At 67.1% G+C, this 20,122-nt stretch carries 19 protein-coding genes and 2 tRNA genes; 10 read left to right on the forward strand and 11 right to left on the reverse strand.

Annotated features, from left to right (window positions below; translation table 11 throughout):
* Nucleotides 1–56 precede the first annotated feature (56 nt).
* Both AB0280_RS15755 and orn read right to left on the reverse strand, forming a co-directional pair.
* Nucleotides 57–129: transfer RNA gene (locus AB0280_RS15755), tRNA-His, on the reverse strand.
* Between the two features lie 129 nt (nucleotides 130–258).
* Nucleotides 259–888 carry an oligoribonuclease gene (gene orn / locus AB0280_RS15760; protein WP_224026376.1) on the reverse strand — a complete coding sequence of 210 codons (630 nt, stop codon included), beginning with the start codon at nucleotides 886–888 and terminating at the stop codon, nucleotides 259–261.
* Nucleotides 889–1,043: 155 nt separating this feature from the next.
* Here orn and mptB point away from each other — a divergent pair, with 155 nt between their 5' ends.
* Nucleotides 1,044–2,600, forward strand: a complete 1,557-nt coding sequence (gene mptB, locus AB0280_RS15765; RefSeq protein WP_366367751.1) for a polyprenol phosphomannose-dependent alpha 1,6 mannosyltransferase MptB — start codon at nucleotides 1,044–1,046, stop codon at nucleotides 2,598–2,600.
* 6 nt (nucleotides 2,601–2,606) lie between these two features.
* Here the strand turns inward: mptB and AB0280_RS15770 are convergent, their stop codons facing one another.
* Nucleotides 2,607–3,314: a DNA alkylation repair protein gene (locus AB0280_RS15770; protein ID WP_224026374.1), complete on the reverse strand. Its 708-nt coding sequence runs from the start codon at nucleotides 3,312–3,314 to the stop codon at nucleotides 2,607–2,609.
* A gap of 79 nt (nucleotides 3,315–3,393) precedes the next feature.
* Here AB0280_RS15770 and AB0280_RS15775 point away from each other — a divergent pair, with 79 nt between their 5' ends.
* On the forward strand, nucleotides 3,394–4,296 hold the full coding sequence (locus AB0280_RS15775; RefSeq protein WP_224026373.1) for an aldose 1-epimerase family protein: 903 nt from the start codon (nucleotides 3,394–3,396) through the stop codon (nucleotides 4,294–4,296).
* 27 nt (nucleotides 4,297–4,323) lie between these two features.
* On the opposite strand, the gene AB0280_RS15780 is transcribed toward AB0280_RS15775, so the two are convergent.
* Together AB0280_RS15780 and AB0280_RS15785 are read right to left on the reverse strand one after the other, a co-directional pair.
* A complete protein-coding gene (locus AB0280_RS15780) occupies nucleotides 4,324–5,091 on the reverse strand; it encodes an alpha/beta hydrolase (protein WP_224026372.1) in 768 nt (255 codons plus the stop codon).
* The gene (locus AB0280_RS15785) at nucleotides 5,091–6,206 is read right to left on the reverse strand and encodes a LacI family DNA-binding transcriptional regulator (RefSeq protein ID WP_307490340.1); all 1,116 of its coding nucleotides are present in this window, start codon (nucleotides 6,204–6,206) and stop codon (nucleotides 5,091–5,093) included. Before AB0280_RS15785 ends, AB0280_RS15780 begins: the two co-directional genes overlap by 1 nt.
* A gap of 167 nt (nucleotides 6,207–6,373) precedes the next feature.
* On the opposite strand from AB0280_RS15785, the gene AB0280_RS15790 reads away from it, so the two are divergent.
* From AB0280_RS15790 to AB0280_RS15800, 3 genes are read left to right on the forward strand one after another with little or no spacing between them, the layout of a single operon-like run.
* Nucleotides 6,374–7,543 (forward strand): Gfo/Idh/MocA family protein, encoded by a 1,170-nt coding sequence (locus AB0280_RS15790; protein ID WP_366367753.1) that lies wholly within the window; start codon nucleotides 6,374–6,376, stop codon nucleotides 7,541–7,543.
* Entirely contained in the window at nucleotides 7,543–8,757 is a 1,215-nt protein-coding gene (locus AB0280_RS15795; RefSeq protein WP_275180265.1) for a dihydrodipicolinate synthase family protein, read from the forward strand. The genes AB0280_RS15790 and AB0280_RS15795 overlap by 1 nt, the downstream gene beginning before the upstream one ends.
* On the forward strand, nucleotides 8,754–9,593 hold the full coding sequence (locus AB0280_RS15800; RefSeq protein ID WP_275180264.1) for a sugar phosphate isomerase/epimerase family protein: 840 nt from the start codon (nucleotides 8,754–8,756) through the stop codon (nucleotides 9,591–9,593). The genes AB0280_RS15795 and AB0280_RS15800 overlap by 4 nt, the downstream gene beginning before the upstream one ends.
* 132 nt (nucleotides 9,594–9,725) lie before the next feature.
* On the opposite strand, the gene xylB is transcribed toward AB0280_RS15800, so the two are convergent.
* On the reverse strand, nucleotides 9,726–11,144 hold the full coding sequence (gene xylB / locus AB0280_RS15805; protein WP_366367755.1) for a xylulokinase: 1,419 nt from the start codon (nucleotides 11,142–11,144) through the stop codon (nucleotides 9,726–9,728).
* 3 nt (nucleotides 11,145–11,147) lie between these two features.
* A complete protein-coding gene (gene xylA / locus AB0280_RS15810; RefSeq protein ID WP_224026366.1) occupies nucleotides 11,148–12,335 on the reverse strand; it encodes a xylose isomerase in 1,188 nt (395 codons plus the stop codon).
* Nucleotides 12,336–12,484: 149 nt separating this feature from the next.
* Between xylA and AB0280_RS15815 the strand changes: the two genes are divergently transcribed.
* Nucleotides 12,485–13,711 (forward strand): ROK family protein, encoded by a 1,227-nt coding sequence (locus AB0280_RS15815; RefSeq protein WP_366367756.1) that lies wholly within the window; start codon nucleotides 12,485–12,487, stop codon nucleotides 13,709–13,711.
* Between the two features lie 51 nt (nucleotides 13,712–13,762).
* On the opposite strand, the gene AB0280_RS15820 is transcribed toward AB0280_RS15815, so the two are convergent.
* Nucleotides 13,763–13,835, reverse strand: a tRNA-Arg gene (locus AB0280_RS15820).
* Nucleotides 13,836–14,042: 207 nt separating this feature from the next.
* Here AB0280_RS15820 and AB0280_RS15825 point away from each other — a divergent pair.
* From AB0280_RS15825 to ettA, 3 genes are all read left to right on the forward strand, one after another.
* Complete coding sequence (locus AB0280_RS15825; protein WP_159631781.1) at nucleotides 14,043–14,594, forward strand: single-stranded DNA-binding protein; 552 nt, start codon at nucleotides 14,043–14,045, stop codon at nucleotides 14,592–14,594.
* Nucleotides 14,595–14,780: 186 nt separating this feature from the next.
* On the forward strand, nucleotides 14,781–15,368 hold the full coding sequence (locus AB0280_RS15830) for a DUF6993 domain-containing protein (protein ID WP_275180261.1): 588 nt from the start codon (nucleotides 14,781–14,783) through the stop codon (nucleotides 15,366–15,368).
* 61 nt (nucleotides 15,369–15,429) lie between these two features.
* Nucleotides 15,430–17,112, forward strand: a complete 1,683-nt coding sequence (ettA, locus tag AB0280_RS15835) for an energy-dependent translational throttle protein EttA (protein ID WP_159631783.1) — start codon at nucleotides 15,430–15,432, stop codon at nucleotides 17,110–17,112.
* Nucleotides 17,113–17,238: 126 nt separating this feature from the next.
* Here the strand turns inward: ettA and AB0280_RS15840 are convergent, their stop codons facing one another.
* A complete protein-coding gene (locus AB0280_RS15840) occupies nucleotides 17,239–18,159 on the reverse strand; it encodes an acyl-CoA thioesterase (protein WP_224026317.1) in 921 nt (306 codons plus the stop codon).
* A gap of 64 nt (nucleotides 18,160–18,223) precedes the next feature.
* Between AB0280_RS15840 and AB0280_RS15845 the strand changes: the two genes are divergently transcribed.
* Nucleotides 18,224–18,883: a hypothetical protein gene (locus AB0280_RS15845; RefSeq protein ID WP_224026316.1), complete on the forward strand. Its 660-nt coding sequence runs from the start codon at nucleotides 18,224–18,226 to the stop codon at nucleotides 18,881–18,883.
* A gap of 33 nt (nucleotides 18,884–18,916) precedes the next feature.
* Here AB0280_RS15845 and AB0280_RS15850 read toward each other — a convergent pair whose 3' ends face one another.
* Nucleotides 18,917–19,375, reverse strand: coding sequence for a globin (locus AB0280_RS15850; RefSeq protein ID WP_275180260.1), 459 nt, complete (start codon nucleotides 19,373–19,375; stop codon nucleotides 18,917–18,919).
* 1 nt (nucleotide 19,376) lies between these two features.
* Nucleotides 19,377–20,060 carry a mechanosensitive ion channel family protein gene (locus AB0280_RS15855; protein WP_159631787.1) on the reverse strand — a complete coding sequence of 228 codons (684 nt, stop codon included), beginning with the start codon at nucleotides 20,058–20,060 and terminating at the stop codon, nucleotides 19,377–19,379.
* Nucleotides 20,061–20,122 lie beyond the last annotated feature (62 nt).

Here is a 20,122-nt window from a genome sequence, read left to right on the forward strand (position 1 = left end):
CACCGGATATCCGGTGCGGCCTCCTTTGTTGACGGCTGCATGTGCCGCCCCGTGAGGGTGAGCGACGGGGGTTGAACCCGCGACCTCCTGGACCACAACCAGGCGCTCTGCCAACTGAGCTACGCCCACCATGTGCCTCAAGGGAATTCCACCGGAGCGGCTTCCTGGAAACGCAACTCAAATAGCTTACCTGCTCGAACAGGGTGCTTTGTCCACTTTCAGCGATTTGAGCGAAATTTCCTCAAAACGTGGCGCAGATTACTCCGCGGACTGGTTCCCGGCGTCCCCGTTGGTGATTCCCCTGGCAATCTTCTGGGCGGTGGCGCTGTCCGGCCCGGGGGCGGGGACGAACACTGCCTCGCGGTAGTAGCGGAGCTCGTCGATGGAGTCCTTGATGTCTCCCAGCGCGCGGTGGCCACCCTTCTTCGCCGGCGACTGGAAGTACGCCCGGGCGTACCAACGGCGCGAGAGCTCTTTGATGGTGCTGACGTCAATGACCCGGTAATGCAGGTGCTCCACCACGGCAGGCATGTCGCGGGACAGGAACACCCGGTCGGTTCCCACGGAGTTGCCGCCCAGAGGTGCTTTGCGCGGATCCGGGACCCACGTGGAGATGTACTCCATGACCGCGGCCTCTGCTTCTGCCATCGTCTTGCCGTGCGGCAGCTCCGCCAGCAGCCCGGACTTGGTGTGCATGTCCCGGACGAAGTCGGACATCTGGGCCACTGCGGCATCGTCGGGTTTGATGACGACGTCGACGCCCTCACCAAGGATGTTGAGCTCCGAGTCGGTGACCAGTGCTGCCACCTCGATCAGGGCGTCGTTCTTGATGTCCAGGCCGGTCATTTCGCAGTCGATCCAGACGATTCGTTCGTTAGATATAGGCACCGGACCAGCCTACCGTTACACTTCCGGGCACCCTGCCGATGCTAGGATTTCGGTACGCGGCGGGTCGCCCTTCCGCCCCTTAATCGTGTCCCGGCCGGCCCGTGCGGCCCGCCGGATCAACAGCGGAAAACGCAACAAGATTGGACGATCCTGAGATGACGGCGCCTGTGCCCGCAACGGGGGAGATGGCGGCGGCCGGTATTGCCGGAACGGGCAGTGCCGAGGTGGACAATCCGCGCTCACCCCTGCTTGCCGGTTTCCTGGGCTCCATGTTCATGATGATCGGCTCCATTGGCGTCGGCTGGCTGGCCCCGGTCTCGGAACTGCGGCGGATGCCCGTGTTCATCTGGATGCGGACGGAGGCTCCCGGCGTGGCGCTGTCCATCGTCCTGGTGGCCATCGGCGGCATGCTGCTGGTGCGTGCCTGGCTGCGGCTGGGCCAGAAAGTCCGGGTGTGGGGTGAACAGGCACGGCGGGCAACCCTGTCCGCGGTGGTGGCATGGGGTCTTCCCATGATGTTCAGCGTGCCGCTGTTCAGCCGCGACGTGTATGCGTACATCGGGCAGGGGCGCCTGATGGTGGAGGGCTTCAATCCGTACGAAAACGGCATTTCCGCGCTGTCCAACTACTTCCAGCTCGGCGCCGACAAAATGTGGACCGAGGCGCCGGTTCCCTATGGCCAGCTGTTCCTGTGGATCGAGCAGTTCGTCGTCTGGGTGACCAACGTCCAGCCGGAGGCGTGCGTCATGCTCTTCCGGCTGGTGGCGCTGGCCGGTGTGGTGCTCTGCGTCGTCTACGTGCCCCGGCTCGCCGAACTGCACGGCGTGAACCCGCACCGCGCTCTCTGGCTGACCGTGGCCAACCCGCTCTTCCTGACCAATTTCATTGCCAGTGTCCACAACGACTCCCTGATGATCGGGCTCGCCCTGGCAGGCTTGTACTACTCCGCGACCCGGCGCCAGGTCCGTGGCATCGCCCTGGTGACCCTCTCCATCGCGGTGAAGCCCATCACCATTGTCTTCCTGCCCTTCATCGGCCTCCTGTGGGCAGGCCGGAACGCGGGCTGGCTCCGGAAAGTGGCGTTTTGGGCCCTGACGGCCGGCCTGAGCCTGGCGCTGTTGACCGCCTTGAGCATGGTCAGCGGGTTCGGCTTCGGCTGGATCAACGGCCTGTCCGCGCCGGGCAGCATTTCGATCTGGTACGCCCCGGTGGGCTTGATTGGCATGGTGGTCGGATCCCTGGCCACCGCTTTCGGCTTTGACGGTTCGGTCCCCGCGGGCTGGGTATTCGACGCCGGCAAGCTGCTGGCCGTGGGCATCGTCGCCTGGCAGATCTTCAAGGGTGACTACGACCGCCTGATGCGCCGCCTCACGCTCGCCCTGGCGGCCGTGGTCCTGCTGGCCCCGATCATCCAGGCCTGGTACGTCGTCTGGCTCATACCGCTCTTTGCCGTGACCGGCATCAGGAACGACTGGCAGGTCAAGGCCCTGTACTTCGTGGTGTCCTTCTTCATGATCTACGCGATTTCGGACCAGTTGGACGTTTTCCCGTACCTCCAGACCCAGGACCTCGGCTTCGCCCTCGCCCTGGCCCGCGTTGCCGCGGCGCTGACCGCCCTGCTCTTTGCCCTGTACCTGATCTTCTGGGACCCCGGCACCCGCAGGCTGTTCCGCAAATCGCACCAGCCCGTCGTCGAACGTCCCGTGATCTAGCGGCGGCTATTGCTGTGCGGCCCCGGCGCTGATCCTGCGCAGGGCCTCCCGCCGCGACAACGGACTCATGGCGTCCTTGTTGCGGGAAACGAACGCCTCCACCCACTCCGGTGCGGTCTTGGCGTACTCGCGCAGCGCCCAGCCGATGGCCTTGCGGATAAAGAACTCCCGGTCCGCCAGGTTCGGCTCGATGATGGCGGCGAGCAGTCGCGTGTCGGTGGCCTTCCCGGCGCGCAGCTGCGACGTGATGGCGGCCCTGCGGATCCAAAGGTCGGGGTCCTTGCTCCACCGCAGCAGGAGACCCGACATCTCCCGGGGGTGCGCCTGCAGCAGGGTGCAGATCCGGCCGGACACGCCATCGGCAAAGTCCCACCATGCGCCTGTCCGGATCATTTCTGCGTACACAGGAAGCATGTCCAGGTCGGAGGCCACCAGCCGGTGTGCTGTCAGGTCGATGGCCGCGTACTTCTCCTCCCGGAACGTGGAGGTGCGCCACAGGTCCAGCACGGTGGCGCGCAGCTGCCCGGCGGAAACCGGCGGATGCTCCCGGGCAGCCCGCTTCGCGATGCGCCGCACCTCGGGAACCCGTACGCCGAGCGAGGGGAGCTCGGACTTCATGTAGGCCTGCGCTCCCGCAGCCCGGACAGGGTCGGCCAGCCCGTGGAGTGCACCCCTGACGGAGGCGATGAGGTCCTGGTCGGCGGCGGTATCCATGGGGCAACTGTAGCCAGTGGACAGCGCCGGCGGTGCGGTAGGCTGGTGAGCGCTAACACACTACGACGCAGAGGTAACCATGCCCGGAACTGAAGTCCACCTCGCCCACGGACCCTACTCCGCCGTCGTCACCCTCCGCGGCGGGGCGCTGAGGGAACTCCGCCACGGGGACAGGGACTTGGTGGTGGGCTTTGGCCCCGACGGACCCGTACCCGACTACCGCGGCGTGGTCTGCGCGCCCTGGCCCAACCGCCTCGCGGACGGCACCTACTCGTATGGGGGCAAGTCCTATGCCGCTGCCGTCAACGAACCGGAACGCGGCGCTGCCCTGCATGGCCTTGCCATCCACAGGCCATGGAAGGTGCTGGAAGCGGCCGCGGACCGCGCCGTCCTGGGTTGCCGCATTCCGGCCGGCCCGGATTACCCGGGGGACCTGGAGTTGTCGGTGACCTATACGCTCTCCGCCGACGGGCTCCATGGCATGGTGCGGGCGGTCAACACCGGTGCCGCTGCCGCCCCGTACGGGGTGTGCCCCCATCCCTACCTGGTGGCCGGTCCGTCCCCGCTGGATGACTGGACGCTGGATCTGCCGGCCGCTGCCTACCTGGAGGTGACCCCTGACCGGCTGCTGCCGGTGGGCATGCGGCAGGTGGACGGGGATGCCTTCGACTTCCGTTCGCCGCGGCGTCTGGGGCCGGTGAAGATCGACCACGCCTTCACGGACATCGCCCGGGACGGTGCGGGCCTGGCCCGGGTGCGGGTACTGGACCCATTGGGTACAGGTGTGGAACTCGAATGGGGCGCCGAATGGCCCTGGGTCCAGGTGCACACCGGCGACAAGCCCGCCCGCCCGGACCGGCTGGGCCTGGCTGTTGAACCCATGACGTGTCCGCCTGATGCCCTGCATTCAGGCACGGACCTGGTGCACCTGCAGCCCGGCCAGGCCCACTCGGCGGGCTGGACCATCCGCGCTCTGGGCTAGGCCGGTCCGGCCTCGGCGGGCGCGGGGCTAGGCGGGGCCGGCCGTGGCGGCTTGGTGGACGGAGTCCGTCCATCCGGCACGCTGCAGCCAGGCTGCGCACAGTGCGGTCCACTGCCGTGGTCCGGGGTGGTCCGCGGCAAGCCCCAGCCCATGCCGTCCCTGCGGGAAGACATGCAGTTCCGCCGGAACGCCGGCGGCAAAGAGCGCCCTGGCATAGTTCAGGCTGTTGCTCACCGGAACGGCGTCGTCATCGGCTGTATGCCAGAGGAAGGCCGGCGGCGTCCGGGGAGTGACGTTCAGCTCCGGCGAGAGGGCCCTGAGGAGGCCCGACGGCGGCGCGCCGCCAAGGAGGTTTGCCACCGATCCCTGGTGCGCCTCGTGGGTCAGTGATGCAACCGGATAGCAGAGCACCGAGAGGTCGGGGACGGCTGCGGGCACATCCAGGTCCGGGTTTCCGGTGGCAGCTGCCGTGCTGAGGGTGGCCGCCAGGTGGCCGCCGGCGGAGAAGCCCAGGACGCCGATGCGCTCCGGGTCGACGGCGAACCGGTGCTGTCCCTTCCTGATGTGGAGCATTGCTTCCTTTGCGTCCTCCAGGGGAGCAGGGTGCCGGTCAGGGGCCACCCTGTAGCGGAGGACGAAGGCGTGGATTCCCAGGGAGGCCAGCCACTCTGCAACGGGCTCCGCTTCGTGGTCAGCCTGGCGGGCGTATCCTCCTCCCGGCAGGACCAGGATGGCCGGCCGGGCGCCGGCAGCCCCCGGACGGGCGGGAACTGCCGTAAGCGCACGCGCCGCCATCAGGCGGCAGCTTCGGTGCTGCGCCGCAGCGTGACCTCGCCTGTGATGTCACCGGGTGAAGCGTCGTCGGCGCCGTCGCCGTCGTCGCCGTCGTCGCCGGCAAGCCTCCGCTGGGTGGCCCGGGTGGCCACGCGCCCAATGTCCTCCAGCGGCAGGCGGACCGTGGAAAGGGCCGGCCGGAAGTCGCGGAGGGTCTCAATATCGTCGAAACCGGCGATGGCGGCGTCGCGGGGGATGCGGAGCCCCTCGGACCGCAATGCTGCCGCGGCCCCGATGGCCATCACATCGTTGACGGCGAAAATGCACAGCTTGGGTGCGCCGCCCCCCTCGCCGGACGGGCCCGCGTTGGTCCGGGCTGCCTTGATCCGGGCGGCCAGTTCAAGTCCGGCGTCATATCCTCCGGACCGGTTGAACGCGCTGCGGAGCACTTCCGCCGGCCGCCGCCCGGCCCGTTCCAGTCCCTCCTGGAAACCGCGGACCCGGTCATCAGAGGTCAGGAGGCCTTCGGGACCGCCGACAATGACGAAGTCCCCGTCCCAGCTGCCCGCAAGTTCGGTGGCCAGCCGGCCGGCCAGCTCCTGGTTGGGCACTTTCACCACGTGGTACCCCTCCGGAGCAGTTGCACCCACGACGGGGTGGCCCACCACCGCCACTTGGCCGCCGTTGCGGCAATACCGGTCAAGTTCGGCTGCCAGCTCGCTGTTGCCGTCCTTGTCCTCGTCGCGGCTTGAGCGGGAACCGGCGATCACGATCGAGTCTGCCCGGCGCGCCGCGAACGCAGCCACCGCTTCCTTTTCCTCCGCGGGGCCGCCGCCGGTGGTGGCAAGGAGTACCATCTTTCGCTGTTCCCGGGCGGCTTCCTGCACGCCCCTGGCAATGGCCGCGAAGTAGGGATCGGCAATGTCATGGACGATCAGGCCGATCAGGCCGGAACTGGATTTCGCCAGCCCCTGTGCCTGTGCGTTGGGGATGTAGCCGAGCGACTCAGCCGCCTGCCGGACCCGTTCGGCAATGTCCTTCCCCGGTTTGCGGGCGGATCCGTTCAGCACGCGGGAGGCCGTGGCGGGGGAAACGCCGGCAAGGCGGGCCACCTCGGTAAGGGTACTTGCAGCCACTGCATCTCCTGGTCTTGTACGGGCTCGAAGGCTAAAGCACATTATGGCAGTTCAAACTAGTTTCGGAAAGCGCTTGCCAAGGGGAAGCGCGCCGTGCATCATGGAAGCAGTGGGAATGCGCTTTCCCAATTAGCTTGACTACCTTGCTCACTCACCGTGGAGGACACATGGGCTTCGAAACAAAGACAATCCGCATCGCCATGAACGGCATCACCGGCCGGATGGGCTACCGCCAGCACCTGCTGCGCTCCATCCTGCCCATCCGCGATGGCGGCGGCTTCACCCTCCCGGACGGCACCAGGGTCCAGGTTGAACCCATCCTGGTGGGCCGCAACGAGGCCAAGATCCGGGAACTGGCGGAAAAGCACAAGGTGTCCGAGTGGACCACGGACCTGGACGCCGTGATCAACGACCCCACGGTGGACGTCATCTTTGACGCCTCCATGACCAGCCTGCGCGCCGCAACCCTGAAGAAGGCGATGCTGGCCGGCAAGCACATCTTCACCGAGAAGCCCACGGCCGAGACCCTCGAAGAAGCCATTGAACTGGCCCGCATCGGCAAGGAGGCAGGCGTTACTGCCGGCGTCGTCCACGACAAGCTCTACCTCCCGGGCCTGGTCAAGCTCCGCCGCCTGGTGGACGAGGGCTTCTTCGGCCGCATCCTCTCCATCCGCGGCGAGTTCGGCTACTGGGTCTTCGAAGGCGACATCCAGGCCGCGCAGCGCCCGTCCTGGAACTACCGCAAGGAAGATGGCGGCGGAATGACCACGGACATGTTCTGCCACTGGAACTACGTCCTGGAGGGCATCATCGGCCAGGTCAAGAGCGTCAACGCCAAGACCGCCACCCACATCCCGGCGCGCTGGGACGAAGCCGGCAAGGAATACAAGGCCACGGCGGATGACGCCTCCTACGGCATCTTCGAGCTCGAGACCCCGGGCGGCGACCAGGTGGTCGGCCAGATCAACTCGTCCTGGGCAGTGCGTGTCTACCGCGATGAACTGGTGGAGTTCCAGGTTGATGGGACCCATGGCTCCGCCGTCGCAGGCCTGAACAAGTGCGTCGCCCAGCAGCGCGCCCACACCCCCAAGCCGGTCTGGAACCCGGACCTGCCCGTCACCGAGTCCTTCCGCGACCAGTGGCAGGAAGTCCCGGCCAATGCCGAGCTGGACAACGGGTTCAAGCTGCAGTGGGAAGAGTTTCTGCGCGACGTTGTGGCCGGCAGGGAACACCGTTTCGGCCTGCTGTCCGCCGCCCGCGGTGTCCAGCTCGCCGAACTTGGCCTCCGGTCCAATGACGAGCGCCGCACCATTGACATCCCGGAGATCACGCTCTGATGACTTCCCTTATCCTTCCCTCCGAGGACGGCGGCACCAGGGAGTACCGCCTCCGGGGAGCCATGCCGTGGGCCCGCCCCACCGCCCCGCTTACCGCGCGGCGCGCCTACGCCGCGGCCCACGTCATCCCCGAGGTCCTCGCCGACAACACTCCCGGAGCCCCGGCGCGCCTGGACTGGGACGCCACCATGGCGTACCGCCACGAGCTCTGGTCCTATGGTCTTGGTGTGGCCGACGCCATGGACACCGCCCAGCGCGGCATGGGCCTTGACTGGGCCGCCACGCAGCAGCTCATCAAGCGCACCGGCGTCGAGGCAGCATCGGTGGTCTCGGCCAACAACCCGGCCACCGCCGGTAAATCGGTCCGTGACCTCGTGTCCTGCGGTGCCGGTACCGACCAGCTGGACCTCGACGCCCTGCCCACGGGTGAGGCCGGCCTGAAAGCCGTCCTCGGGGCATACCGTGAGCAGATTGCCGTGATCAGCGAGGCCGGCCCCAAGGTCATCATCATGGCCTCCCGGGCACTTGCCAAGGCAGCACGTGGGCCGGAAGACTACCTGAACGTCTACTCCACACTCCTGCAGGAGGTTGACCAGCCGGTCATCCTCCACTGGCTGGGCACCATGTTCGATCCCGCCCTGGCGGGCTACTGGGGCTCGGACGACGTCGCCACTGCCACTGAAACCTTCCTGGGCCTGATCAGGGACAACGCGGCCAAGGTGGACGGGGTCAAGGTCTCCCTGCTCGACGCCGGCCACGAGGTGGCCCTGCGGGCGGCGCTGCCTGAAGGCGTCCGCCTGTACACCGGGGACGACTTCAACTACCCGGAGCTCATCGACGGCGACGGCAGCCACCACTCCGACGCCCTGCTGGGCATCTTCGCGGCCATCTACCCGGCCGCTTCCGTGGCCCTGCAGAACTATGACGCCGGAAATCCGGCCAGGGCACGGGAAATTTTGGACTCCACCCGTGAACTGGGCAAGCACATTTTCAGCGCCCCGACGTTCTACTACAAGACCGGCATCGCGTTCATGTCCTGGCTCAACGGCAAGCAGCCCGGGTTCCAGATGGTCGGCGGCCTGCACTCCGGCCGCTCCGTCTGCCACCTTGCCCGGACCTTTGAGCTGGCCGACCAGGCCGGCTTGCTGAAGGACCCGGCGCTGGCCGCCTTCCGCATGTCCGATTACCTGCGGATCAACGGGGTGGGAGTATGAGCGACTTCTCCCGCCTGTCCATCAACAGCGCCACCACCAAGAAGTGGACGCTTGCCCAGGTGGTCGAGGGCTGCGTCAACGCCGGCATCCCCGCCATCGGCCCCTGGCGCGACCGGGTGGCGGAGGCCGGTCTGGACAAGGCAGCACGCCTGATCAAGGACGCGGGCCTGCGTGTGTCCTCGCTGTGCCGCGGCGGGTTCCTCACGGCGGCGGACGCGGAAGGCCAGGCAAACGCGCTCGCCGACAACCGTGCAGCGATCCTCGAAGCCGTGGCGCTGGACACCACCGAACTGTTCCTGGTGGTGGGCGGACTCGCGTCAGGGGAGAAGGACATCGTGGACGCCCGGCAGCGTGTGGCTGACCGGCTCGCGGACCTGGTCCCTTTCGCACAGGAAAACGGCGTCCGCCTGGTGCTGGAACCGCTGCACCCGATGTACGCCGCGGACCGCGCACTGATCTCCACCCTGGGGCAGGCCCTGGACCTCGCAGCGCCCTTCGACGCATCGACAGTTGGCGTCGCCGTCGATACATTCCACGTCTGGTGGGACCCGGAACTGAAGGCGCAGATCGAACGCGCCGGCCGGGAGAACCGCATCGCCTCCTACCAGGTGTGCGACTTCAACATGCCCATCGCCGCCGATCCGCTGCTCTCCCGCGGGTACATGGGCGACGGCGTGGTGGACTTTGCCACGATCGGCACCTGGGTCCGCGACGCCGGGTACACCGGCGACATCGAAGTGGAGATTTTCAATCAGGAGATCTGGGACACGGACGGCAACACCGTCCTGGCCGCGGTCAAGGAGCGGTACGCGGAGCTTGTCCTGCCGTACGCCTGACCTGGTTCAAGACCGCGGGCTCCTGCTGCGTCACGGCAGGAGCCTGCGCCCCACATGAAAGGACCCGGACCAGGGGAGGCTTTCCCACCCTGGTTCCGGGTCCTTTTTCCTGCCCGCTGCCCTGCTGCAGCCCTATGGGTAGAGCGAGGCGAACCGGCGGTACCTTGCCAACACGCCGGCGTCGTCCTTTCCCAGCGGAAGGTCGACGGCGTCTGCCGCCCACTCGGGGAAGCGTCCGGTGAGTGCCGCCGCAGCCTGGCGCGCGGCGCCGTCGGCCACGTACTCGCCCGGCTGCGGCACCGTGACGCCGGTTCCCAGCAGGCTGGCGGCCACTTCCTGCACGGCTGCTGACTGGGCCCCGCCGCCCACCAGGAGGATCCGCCGGGCGGTCACGCCCTGGTCCTGCAGTGCCGCCAGGCCGTCCGCCAGTGAGCAGACAACGCCCTCGACGGCGGCGCGCGCCACGTTGGCGGGGGTGTAGTTGGCCCGGGTGATGCCGTGCAGGGAGCCGGTGGCGTCCGGCAGGTTGGGGGTCCTTTCCCCATCGAAGTACGGGACCAGGGTGAGGCCGCCGGCACCGGGCCCGGCGGACAACGCCAGCCGGTTGAACTCGGCCAGGTCCACGTCCAGCAGGGCGGCGGTGGCATCGAAGATGCGGGTGGCATTCAAGGTGCACACCAGCGGCAGGAAATGCCCGGCGGCGTCGGCGAATCCGGCCACCAGTCCCGAGGCGTCAGCCGCCGGTGAATCCGAGACCGCGAAGACGGTCCCGGACGTGCCCAGTGACATCACCACATCGCCCAACCGGGCCCCTGCACCAAGCGCGGCCGCCGCATTGTCCCCGGCGCCTGCCGCCAGGAGGGTGCCCGCCGGCGTCTTTCCCGCCGCTTCCAGGGGCCCGAGGACCCGGGGGAGGACCGGCACGTGGCCGAGTGCCGCGGACAGGACGTCCGGCAGGTACTTGCCTTCCGCCGTCGAGTAGTAGCCCGTACCGGATGCGTCCGAGCGGTCCGTGGCCAGGGCGGCCAGCCCTTCTTTACCGCTGCCTGGCCCGTGGCCTGCGAGCCGCCAGGTGAGCCAGTCATGCGGCAGGCAGACGGCGGCCACCCCCGCGGCGTTTTCCGGTTCATTTTCCGCCAGCCAGCGCAGCTTGGTCAGCGTCAGGGATGCGACCGGCACCGTACCGGTGGCGCGCGCCCAGTACTGCGCGCCGACGGCTGGATCGCCGCCGCCGGCGGATTCGATGAGTTCCAGGGCGGCGCCGGCGCTGCGGGTATCGTTCCACAGCAGCGCCGGCCGGATCACCGCACCGTCGCTGTCCAGGCAGACCATGCCGTGCTGCTGGCCTCCGACAGACACGGCGCTGACGTCATCCAGTCCGCCGGCGTCTGCCACCGCCTTCTGCAGTGCCGTCCACCAATGGTCCGGGTGGACCTCGGTGCCCTCAGGGTGCGGGGCCCGGCCCTGGCGGACCAATGCTCCGGTATCGGCATCGCGGATCACCACCTTGCACGACTGGGTGGAGCTGTCGATGCCTGCGACGAGCACCATGGCCTAGTGGGCGCCCAGGAGGTGCTCGATGGCGAGCTGGTTGAGCCGGACGAACGCGAAGGAGCGCTCAGCAGCCTTGTCGGCGTCGAAGTCCTCGAAGGCTGCGGCGTCGGCCAGCAGGTCTGCGGTGCTTTCGCCGGCACTGAGGGTGGGCTCGCCGAGTTCGAAGACGCCGGAGGTCTTGAGTGCTTCCTGGACCTGCGGGTCTGCGCGGAACGCCAGCGCCCGTTCCTTCAGCAGCAGGTACATGGCCATGTTGGCCTTGGCGGACTCCCACACGCCGTCGTAGCCGTCGGTGCGGGAGGGCTTGTAGTCGAAGTGGCGCGGGCCGTCGTACTTCGGGCCGCCGCCCGGGAAGCCGTTCTCCAGCAGGTCGACCGTGAAGAAGGCGCTGGTGAGGTCGCCGTGGCCGAACACCAGGTCCTGGTCGTACTTGATGCCGCGCTGGCCGTTGAGATCGATGTGGAAGAGCTTGCCGGCCCAGAGTGCCTGCGCAATGCCGTGGGTGAAGTTCAGTCCCGCCATCTGCTCGTGGCCGGTCTCGGGGTTCAGGCCCACGATGTCCCCGTGTTCGAGCTGGGCAATGAAGGCCAGGCCATGGCCGACAGTGGGCAGGAAGATATCGCCGCGGGGTTCGTTCGGCTTGGGTTCAAGGGCGATCCGCAGGTTGTAGCCCTTGTCCTTGATGTAGCCGGCCGCGGTGTCAACGCCTTCCTTCATGCGGTCCAGGGCGGCTGCCAGGTCCTTGGAGCCGTCGTATTCGCTGCCTTCGCGGCCGCCCCACATGACGAACGTTTCAGCGCCGAGCTCTGCGGCGCGGTCAATGTTGCGCAGGACCTTGGAGAGGGCAAAGCGGCGGATGGAACGGTCGTTTGAGGTGAAGCCGCCGTCCTTGAAGACCGGGTGGCTGAACAGGTTGGTGGTCACCATGGGGACCTTCAGTCCCGTCTCGGCCAGGGCTGACCGGAAGTTTTTCAGGATCAGGTCCCGCTCTGACGCGGAGGCGTCAAAGGGAACAAGGTCATTGTCGTGGAACGTGATGCCGTAGGCGCCCAGTTCTGCCAGGCGGTGGACTGCCTCCACCGGATCCAAAGCGGCACGGGTGGCCACGCCGAACGGATCGGCGCCGGTCCAGCCGACCGTCCAGAGGCCGAAGGTGAACTTGTCAGCGGGCGTGGGGGAGAGAGTCATGATGCGTCCTTGCGATCGGGTTGCGCCGCGGAATTGCGAAGCTTTAGTTCATTGCCTGAACTATATGAGCGGACGTAGGGTGGGGTCAATAGTCCAGCGTGGAGACCGCCGAAAAACTTGGCGGAAGCGTCTAACCAAGGAGCTTTGTCATGGTGATGCCGGCGCCTGCAGCGGCGGGGTCCGGATCCCCGGCCCCCGGAAACGTGGGGGACGTGAGGCGCAGCAATCTTGCCCTGGTCCTCGGCGCGATTGCCGAGTTCCCGCCCGGCACGCATCCCAGCCGTGCCCAGGTTGCCGGCGCCACCGGATTGACCAAGGCGTCGGTGTCCAGCCTGGTGCTGGACCTCCTGGACGCCGGGGTCATCCGCGAAATCGGGCTTAACCCCCAAGGCCGCGGCCGGCCGGGCGTGGGGCTGGAGCTCAGCCCCAGCCGTGCTGTCATGGGAATGGAGGTCAACGTCGACTACATTTCCGCCGCCGTGGTTGACCTGTCAGGGAAGGTGCTGCGGCGCGAGGTACGGGAGCGCGATAACCGGAACAGCCCGGACAAGCCGGTGCTGGCCGCACTCGCAGGCCTGGCGGCCAGGGTGCGGGGTGCTGCCGGTGAACAGGGCGTCGACGTCGTGGGCGGCGGGCTGGCGGTACCCGGACTGGTGGACCCGGCCAGGGCGCGCGTGCTGACCGCTCCCAACCTGGGCTGGGTCAATGTTGACCTCGACCTTTACGCCCTGCTGCCCGAAACAGCGCTGGGGGTTGCACTGTTCAACGAGGCCAATGCCGCAGCCCTGGCCGAACTGCGGCACCGGCCGGACCGCGCAGCGAACTTCCTTTTCGTCTCCGGTGAGGTGGGCGTGGGCGGCGGGATTGTCATCGGTTCCGAGCTGTTCACCGGCCCCGGAGGCCATGCCGGCGAAGTGGGACACATCGTGGTGGATCCGGACGGCGGCCATTGTTCCTGCGGGGGGACCGGCTGCCTGGAGACGGTGGCCGGCCAGGACGCCATCTTCATTGCTGCCGGCCTGGCCCCGGACGGGAGTTCACGGTCTGCCGCGATGTCAGCGCTCCTGCAGGCACTCGAGGGCGGGGCACCCAAGGCGGTATCGGCCGTCGAACGTGCGGGCCGCTGCCTGGGCATAGCGCTTGCTTCAACGGCCCGGGTGGTGGATATCGATTCGGTAGTACTGGGCGGCCATTTCGCAGTCCTTGAGCCCTGGCTGCGTGCCCCGTTGCTGGACAGCCTGCAGAAATATGCGCCCGGAAAGTATGCGTCGGAGCAGGTAACGGTGTCCGCGGTGGGGGAGTTTGGTGCCCTGCTGGGGGCTGCCGGCAGCGTGATCCGGTCCCTTGTGGCCGCGCCGCACCGGCTGCAGGCATAGCGGCGGGTGCACAACGCCCCGGTCCGAAGACCGGGGCATCAGCCACCAAGGTGCCCCAGGAGGGAATCGAACCCCCGACCGGCGGATTAGAAGGCCGCTGCTCTATCCCCTGAGCTACTGAGGCATCAGCTACCGGCCTGCAGGCCGGCGCCTCAAAAAGTTTACATTGCCCGGCATGGCGGCGGCGTCATCCGGCCTGCACTGTTCCTCCCCATGTGGCGTGGCGGGCCCTGTTGTCCACATACGGGAACCCGTGCCTCCTGCCCGCGGGCATCCGGGGCGATGCTGGTCATGCCTGCTACAGGCGCCACCATCCAGACAGGACGTAGACATGAGCGAAACGATTACCATCCGGGGCTTCGTTGCCACTGAGATCACGAGTTCCACCACGCCGGGAGGAGTGGCAACAGCCTCCTTCCGGCTCGGTTCCACCACGCGCCGCTTTGACCGGGAATCCAAAACGTGGGGCGACGGGCACACCAACTGGTTCACCGTGCAGGGCTACCGCAACCTCGCCGGGACCCTGGGCTGCAGCATCCGGAAAGGCCAGCCGGTCATCGTCGTGGGCAAGCTGAAGATCCGCACCTGGGAAAAGGAAGGCCGGGTCTACCACTCCACCATCATCGATGCCGAGGCCGTGGGGCATGACCTTACCTTCGGCTCGGCAAACTTCATCCGGACCGCTTCAAGGCCTGCGCTTTCCCTCGTGGAGCAGCCGCAGTCCCCGGAGGATGCCCCTGCCATGGACCCGGCCCTTGACGAACCGGAGGACCGTGAGGACGACCATCCCGGGGAGCTTGGCCATGCAGCGGTCGTCATTGAGGACAACGACGGCGGACTCGCTGCCCTTGACCTGGAAACCGGGGAACTCGCCGAAGTCTAGGAAACACGCATCAGCTGTCAACGTTCCCCGTTCAGTCCCGGGCGGACGGACCGGTGGCACCCCCCGCCGCCGGCCGTCCGCCCGCCTCCATCCCACCCCCGCCACCACGCGTCCGCACCAGCGCGCGGGTGGCCACTTGCAGCCGGCCATACCGGCCTGGCGTCCGGCGCATGGCACAATGACACCATGCGTCCCACCCCTTACCGCCGGCAGATAAACCGGGCCGGTGCAGCGCTGTCATGTGCTGTCCTGGCCGCTCTCGTGTCGGGGTGTGCCGCCGGTCCCGCAGCGGACAATCCGCGGGTCGAGGGCAGCGGTGACGGATCGCTGAAGGCACCGGCAACGGCAACGGCAACGGCGGCGGCAACGGCGCCGGCGGCGCAGGAAGCTGCAGCCCAGGGTGCCAATCCAGCGGCCCCAGGCAGCGCCGCCGACGGGGAAACGTTGGCCAACACGTCAGCCGGTGCCAGCACCTCGGCCGCCGCGGCCACCGAAACCGTAAAGCGGACCGTAACCGACACCCTGGCCAAACTGGCAGCAGGAACACCCAAGCCGGCCACGGCCCAGGTCAGCGACGCCCTGACGGGAGCCGGCATCGCGCCGGCAGTGCTCCAGGTCTCGCAGAGCCGGACGCCCACCGGCCTGGAGGCGGACGCCATCGAGGCTGCCGTGCTGCAGGGCAAGGACTGCGTCATTGGACAGGTGCGCGAGGGTGCAGTGACCGTCACCGTCCTTCCGGTCCTGGCCAGCGGCAAGTGCTTCGTGGGTTCCTGATCCTGCTGACTTTCCGGCTGTAAATGTGAGATCTGCCCGCCAACCCACTAGATTTGAGACCATGGCGGAATTTATCTACACAATGACCAAGGCCCGTAAGGCCGTTGGCGAAAAACTCATTCTTGATGACGTAAGCATGTCCTTCTTCCCGGGCGCCAAGATTGGTGTTGTGGGCCCGAACGGTGCCGGTAAGTCCACCATCCTCAAGATCATGGCAGGGCTGGACACGCCCTCCAACGGTGAAGCCAGGCTCAGCCCCGGCTACAGCGTGGGCATCCTTCTCCAGGAACCGCCCCTCAACGAGGAAAAGACAGTCTTGGGCAACGTCCAGGAAGGCGTGGGCGAGATCTACGGCAAGATCCAGCGCTTCAACGAGATCTCCGAGGAAATGGCCAGCCCCGATGCTGACTACGACACCCTCCTCGAAGAAATGGGCAAGCTGCAGGAAGCCATCGATGCCGCCGACGCCTGGGACCTCGACTCCCAGCTGGAGCAGGCCATGGACGCCCTCCGCTGCCCGCCGGCCGATGCCGACGTCACCAACCTCTCCGGTGGTGAGCGCCGCCGCGTAGCCCTGTGCAAGCTCCTCCTGCAGAAGCCGGACCTGCTGCTCCTCGACGAGCCCACCAACCACCTGGACGCGGAAAGTGTCCTGTGGCTCGAGCAGCACCTTTCCAGCTACCCCGGCGCCGTCCTCGCCGTCACCCACGACCGTTACTTCCTGGACCACGTGGCGGAATGGATTGCCGAAGTGGACCGCGGCCACCTGTACCCGTACGAAGGCAACTACTCCACCTACCTGGAGAAGAAGCGCGCCCGCCTCGAGATCCAGGGCAAGAAGGATGCCAAGCAGGCCAAGCGCCTCGCCGAGGAACTCGAGTGGGTCCGCTCCAACGCCAAGGGCCGCCAGACCAAATCAAAGGCCCGCCTGGCCCGGTACGAGGAAATGGCCGCAGAAGCGGACCGCACCCGCAAGCTCGACTTCGAGGAAATCCAGATCCCGCCGGGACCGCGCCTGGGTGGCCTGGTCCTGGAGGCCAAGAACCTCCAAAAGGGCTTCGACGACCGTGTCCTGATCGACGGGCTCTCATTCAGCCTGCCGCGCAACGGCATCGTGGGTGTCATCGGTCCCAACGGTGTGGGCAAGTCCACGCTCTTCAAGACCATCGTGGGCCTGGAACCGCTCGACGGCGGCGAGCTGAAGATCGGTGACTCGGTCAAGATCTCCTACGCCGACCAGAGCCGCGGCGGCATCGACCCCAACAAGACCCTGTGGGAGGTCGTCTCCGACGGACTCGACTTCATCCAGGTGGGCAACGTCGAGATGCCGTCCCGTGCCTACGTGGCAGCCTTCGGGTTCAAGGGTCCGGACCAGCAGAAGAAGGCAGGCGTGCTCTCCGGCGGTGAGCGCAACCGCCTGAACCTGGCCCTGACCCTCAAGCAGGGCGGGAACCTGCTGCTCCTCGACGAACCCACCAACGACCTCGACGTCGAAACCCTCAGCAGCCTGGAGAACGCGCTGCTCGAGTTCCCCGGCTGCGCCGTGGTGGTCTCGCACGACCGGTGGTTCCTTGACCGGGTGGCCACGCACATCCTGGCCTACGAAGGTGACGACGAGAACCCCTCCAAGTGGTACTGGTTCGAGGGTAACTTCGAATCCTACGAGGAGAACAAGGTGGAGCGTCTGGGCCCGGACGCTGCCAAGCCGCACCGCGTCACCCACCGGCGCCTGACCCGCGACTAACAGCGCGGAACCGGGCCAAAAGCCTGACAGCACAAAAGAAGGCCGGCACCCCGACAATTTTCGGGGTGCCGGCCTTCTGCGTGCCTGCGGGGTCAGCGTGCCTGCACGGATGCGGTGCCTTCGACGTCAGGCGCCCGCGGGGTCGGTGGGAATGCGCACCATCCCCTCCTGCGCAACGGTGGCGACATGCTGGCCCCCGCGGTTGAAGATCTTGCCGGTTGCCAGGCCGCGCGCGCCGTGGGCGCTGGGGGATTCCTGGACGTAGAGCAGCCACTCATCAACCCGTGCGGGCCGGTGCCACCACATCGCGTGGTCCAGGCTGGCAACATTCATTCCAGGCGTGATCCAACTCAGTCCGTGCCGCCGAAGGATGGATTCAAGCAGCGTGTAGTCGCTGGCATAGGCCAGGGCGGCCCGGTGCAGGTTGGAGTCGTCCGGCATCGGCCCGAAGGTCTTCATCCAGACAGCGTTGCGGGCTTCCCGCGGGCCGGCCGCTGAAACGTACAGCGCCGGGTTGACGTGCCTGATGTCGAAGGGCCGCTCATACGCCCAGTGCCGTGCCACCGGATGATCGAACTTGCCCAGCAGGTCCGCCGTGCTGGGCAAAGAGTCGGGGTCCGGGATTCCTTCCGGCATAACAGACGAGTGCTCGACCCCTTCGTCCTCTCCCTGGAACGAGGCGATCATGGACAGGATGGGCACGCCGTCCTGGTAGGCGTGGACCCGCCTGGCCGAAAAAGACCGGCCGTCGCGCAGCCGCTGCACCCCGAAGGTGATGGGTTTGTTGGCGTCGCCGGGCCGCAGGAAATAGCCGTGCATGGAGTGGACGAACCGTTCGGGGTCAACTGTCCGGATCGATGCCACCAGCGACTGCGCCAGCACCTGCCCGCCGAATACCCTGTGGTGCGGCTGCTGCTGGGAGGGGCCCAGGAAAATATCCTCATCCGTGCGGGCGCCCTCAAGCTCACCAAGGTCCAGCAGTTCGATCAGCGATGAGGTGGGGTCGCCAGTGGGCGGCGCCAGCAGTCCGGCTTCGGCTTCAGTCATGGTCCGACTCTAGACGGCGGCCCGCAAACCACTCAACCGGAGTGCAGCCGGTAGTGTTCTAGATGTGTCTGAACTTCTCACCTCGTCCTTCCGTTTCGCAGACCCGCGGGATCTCGCCGACCTGAAGACCTTCGCCACCCGGGCCAAAGCCATTGATGACGGTGCCATCCGCCTGCAGGCCGCCGGCTCCGTCCTGGCCGCCTACGTGTGCGTCCTGCGGCCAAGGCTCCTGGGCGAATCCACCCCGACGATCCTGGGCCTGCGCACCATGGCACTGGCGGAACCGTCCGGAACGGATGTCACCGTTGCATTGTCATCCGTCCTGGACAGGCTGGCACGGGCAGGGGAGGGCGACGTCGAATTGCCGGTTCCACCCACCACCGTCACCGAGTCCTGGACCGGGGTAGGCGCCCCCCGGGGCGGATGGGAACTGTTGGGGTCCGTCAGCGATTCCCGCCTGCGGGCGGCAGCCGAGGCGGGCATCGCCGAGGTGGCCGGCATTGTGCCGGACAAACCGGGCGCACTCATCGTGAACAACGCACGGGCCGCGGTATGGGGGCGGGAACTGGACGACGCCGGCCTGCCCGCCGGCGCTGCCTTCGCCGCCTTCGCGCTGGGGTTCCTGGGCGACGGCGACCAGAAGCTCTACCGGGCCGGCCGCTGGTTCCGGCTTACCGGACCCCGCGGCCACGTCCTGGCGCGCACCGGCAGCGGCCTGCTCTAGGCCAGACCGCAGGGCGCCGGCCGGATAAGAGACTCAGGAACCGGAGGGGCTGTTCACCATGGACAGCGCGGCCCGCTCCATGTAGTCCCACAGTGTTCCCTCGTACAGCGGCGGCAACTCCAGGGCGTCCACGGCGGTGCGCATGTGGAACAGCCACCGGTCCTTTGCCTCCGGCGTGACCTTGAAGGGCATGTGGCGCATGCGCAGGCGCGGGTGGCCGCGCTCCTCGCCATACGTTGTGGGCCCGCCCCAGTACTGCTCAAGGAACATCAGGAAGCGGCGCTTCGCGGGCGCCAGGTCCTCTTCCGGATACATCGGCCGCAGCAGGGGATCGGTGGCCACTCCGTCGTAAAAGACGTCAATGAGCTTCACGAAGGTCTCGTGGCCGCCCACGGCGTCGTAGAAGCTGTCGGTGTAATCCGGCTTGCTGAAGGGATCATTCTGCATCAACTGGGGCCGCTGCCCGGGGCGCGGCTCAATGGGAAGCGACATGCTAGTCCCCGGCTTTCTGGTCAGTCTTCTTGGTCTCAACGTGCGCCGAGCCCTGGTCGGTGGTGCCGTCGTCGGACTCATGCAGTGGAACGTACCGTCCCTGCGACCGGTTGCCCACGCGCAGGATCTCGCCGTTGCGCAGGTACCAGATGGCGCCGTCGTCCGAGCGGACGCGGGTGATCCGCAGTCCCATGGACTCCACAACGCCCACCACTTCGCTGGTTTCGATCACATCACCGATCCCGTACTGGTCTTCAATGGTAATGAAGATCCCGGCCAGGAAGTCGCGAATCAGCTGCTGGGCGCCGAAGCCGATGGCCACACCGAGGATACCCACGCTGGTCAGCAGCGGGGCGATGTTGATGTCCAGGTTCTGCAGCACGTACATGCCGGTGATGATGACCACCAGCACGCCCACCACGCTGTTGAGCAGTGAACCGATGGTTTCGGCACGCTGGACCCGGCGTTCGTGGTCAAGGGCCCTAAAGGCCGGAGCAGCCCACCTGAACGTGGGCTTCTTGAAGAAATTGCTCCCCGACGCCACCCGCTTGGTGATGCGGGAAATGATGAACGTGGCCACGAGCCAGACGGCAACGCCGACGCCGAGGCTGATCACGATGCCTGGGAGGCTCACGCCACTCGGCTGGCTGGTGGCTGGGGGAAGGATGGACAACATGCTGACCATGGGTGGAAATAGCTCCTTGGGATATTGCGCTGTTCTCTTTCAACCCTAGCGCCGTAGCGTGG

Source organism: Pseudarthrobacter sp. 902506025, from assembly GCF_040702325.1.
Lineage (GTDB): Bacteria > Actinomycetota > Actinomycetes > Actinomycetales > Micrococcaceae > Arthrobacter.

Excerpts from the sequence above, each read along its gene's own strand:
- xylB (WP_366367755.1), bottom strand. The coding sequence starts at position 11,144 with ATGGTGCTCGTCGCAGGCATCGACAGCTCCACCCAGTCGTGCAAGGTG.
- AB0280_RS15830 (WP_275180261.1), top strand. The coding sequence starts at position 14,781 with ATGCGTCCCACCCCTTACCGCCGGCAGATAAACCGGGCCGGTGCAGCG.
- AB0280_RS15800 (WP_275180264.1), top strand. The coding sequence starts at position 8,754 with ATGAGCGACTTCTCCCGCCTGTCCATCAACAGCGCCACCACCAAGAAG.
- AB0280_RS15825 (WP_159631781.1), top strand. The coding sequence starts at position 14,043 with ATGAGCGAAACGATTACCATCCGGGGCTTCGTTGCCACTGAGATCACG.
- mptB (WP_366367751.1), top strand. The coding sequence starts at position 1,044 with ATGACGGCGCCTGTGCCCGCAACGGGGGAGATGGCGGCGGCCGGTATT.
- ettA (WP_159631783.1), top strand. The coding sequence starts at position 15,430 with ATGGCGGAATTTATCTACACAATGACCAAGGCCCGTAAGGCCGTTGGC.
- AB0280_RS15855 (WP_159631787.1), bottom strand. The coding sequence starts at position 20,060 with ATGGTCAGCATGTTGTCCATCCTTCCCCCAGCCACCAGCCAGCCGAGT.
- xylA (WP_224026366.1), bottom strand. The coding sequence starts at position 12,335 with ATGACTCTCTCCCCCACGCCCGCTGACAAGTTCACCTTCGGCCTCTGG.
- AB0280_RS15795 (WP_275180265.1), top strand. The coding sequence starts at position 7,543 with ATGACTTCCCTTATCCTTCCCTCCGAGGACGGCGGCACCAGGGAGTAC.
- AB0280_RS15815 (WP_366367756.1), top strand. The coding sequence starts at position 12,485 with ATGGTGATGCCGGCGCCTGCAGCGGCGGGGTCCGGATCCCCGGCCCCC.
- AB0280_RS15775 (WP_224026373.1), top strand. The coding sequence starts at position 3,394 with ATGCCCGGAACTGAAGTCCACCTCGCCCACGGACCCTACTCCGCCGTC.
- AB0280_RS15770 (WP_224026374.1), bottom strand. The coding sequence starts at position 3,314 with ATGGATACCGCCGCCGACCAGGACCTCATCGCCTCCGTCAGGGGTGCA.
- AB0280_RS15850 (WP_275180260.1), bottom strand. The coding sequence starts at position 19,375 with ATGTCGCTTCCCATTGAGCCGCGCCCCGGGCAGCGGCCCCAGTTGATG.
- AB0280_RS15840 (WP_224026317.1), bottom strand. The coding sequence starts at position 18,159 with ATGACTGAAGCCGAAGCCGGACTGCTGGCGCCGCCCACTGGCGACCCC.
- AB0280_RS15790 (WP_366367753.1), top strand. The coding sequence starts at position 6,374 with ATGGGCTTCGAAACAAAGACAATCCGCATCGCCATGAACGGCATCACC.
- AB0280_RS15780 (WP_224026372.1), bottom strand. The coding sequence starts at position 5,091 with ATGGCGGCGCGTGCGCTTACGGCAGTTCCCGCCCGTCCGGGGGCTGCC.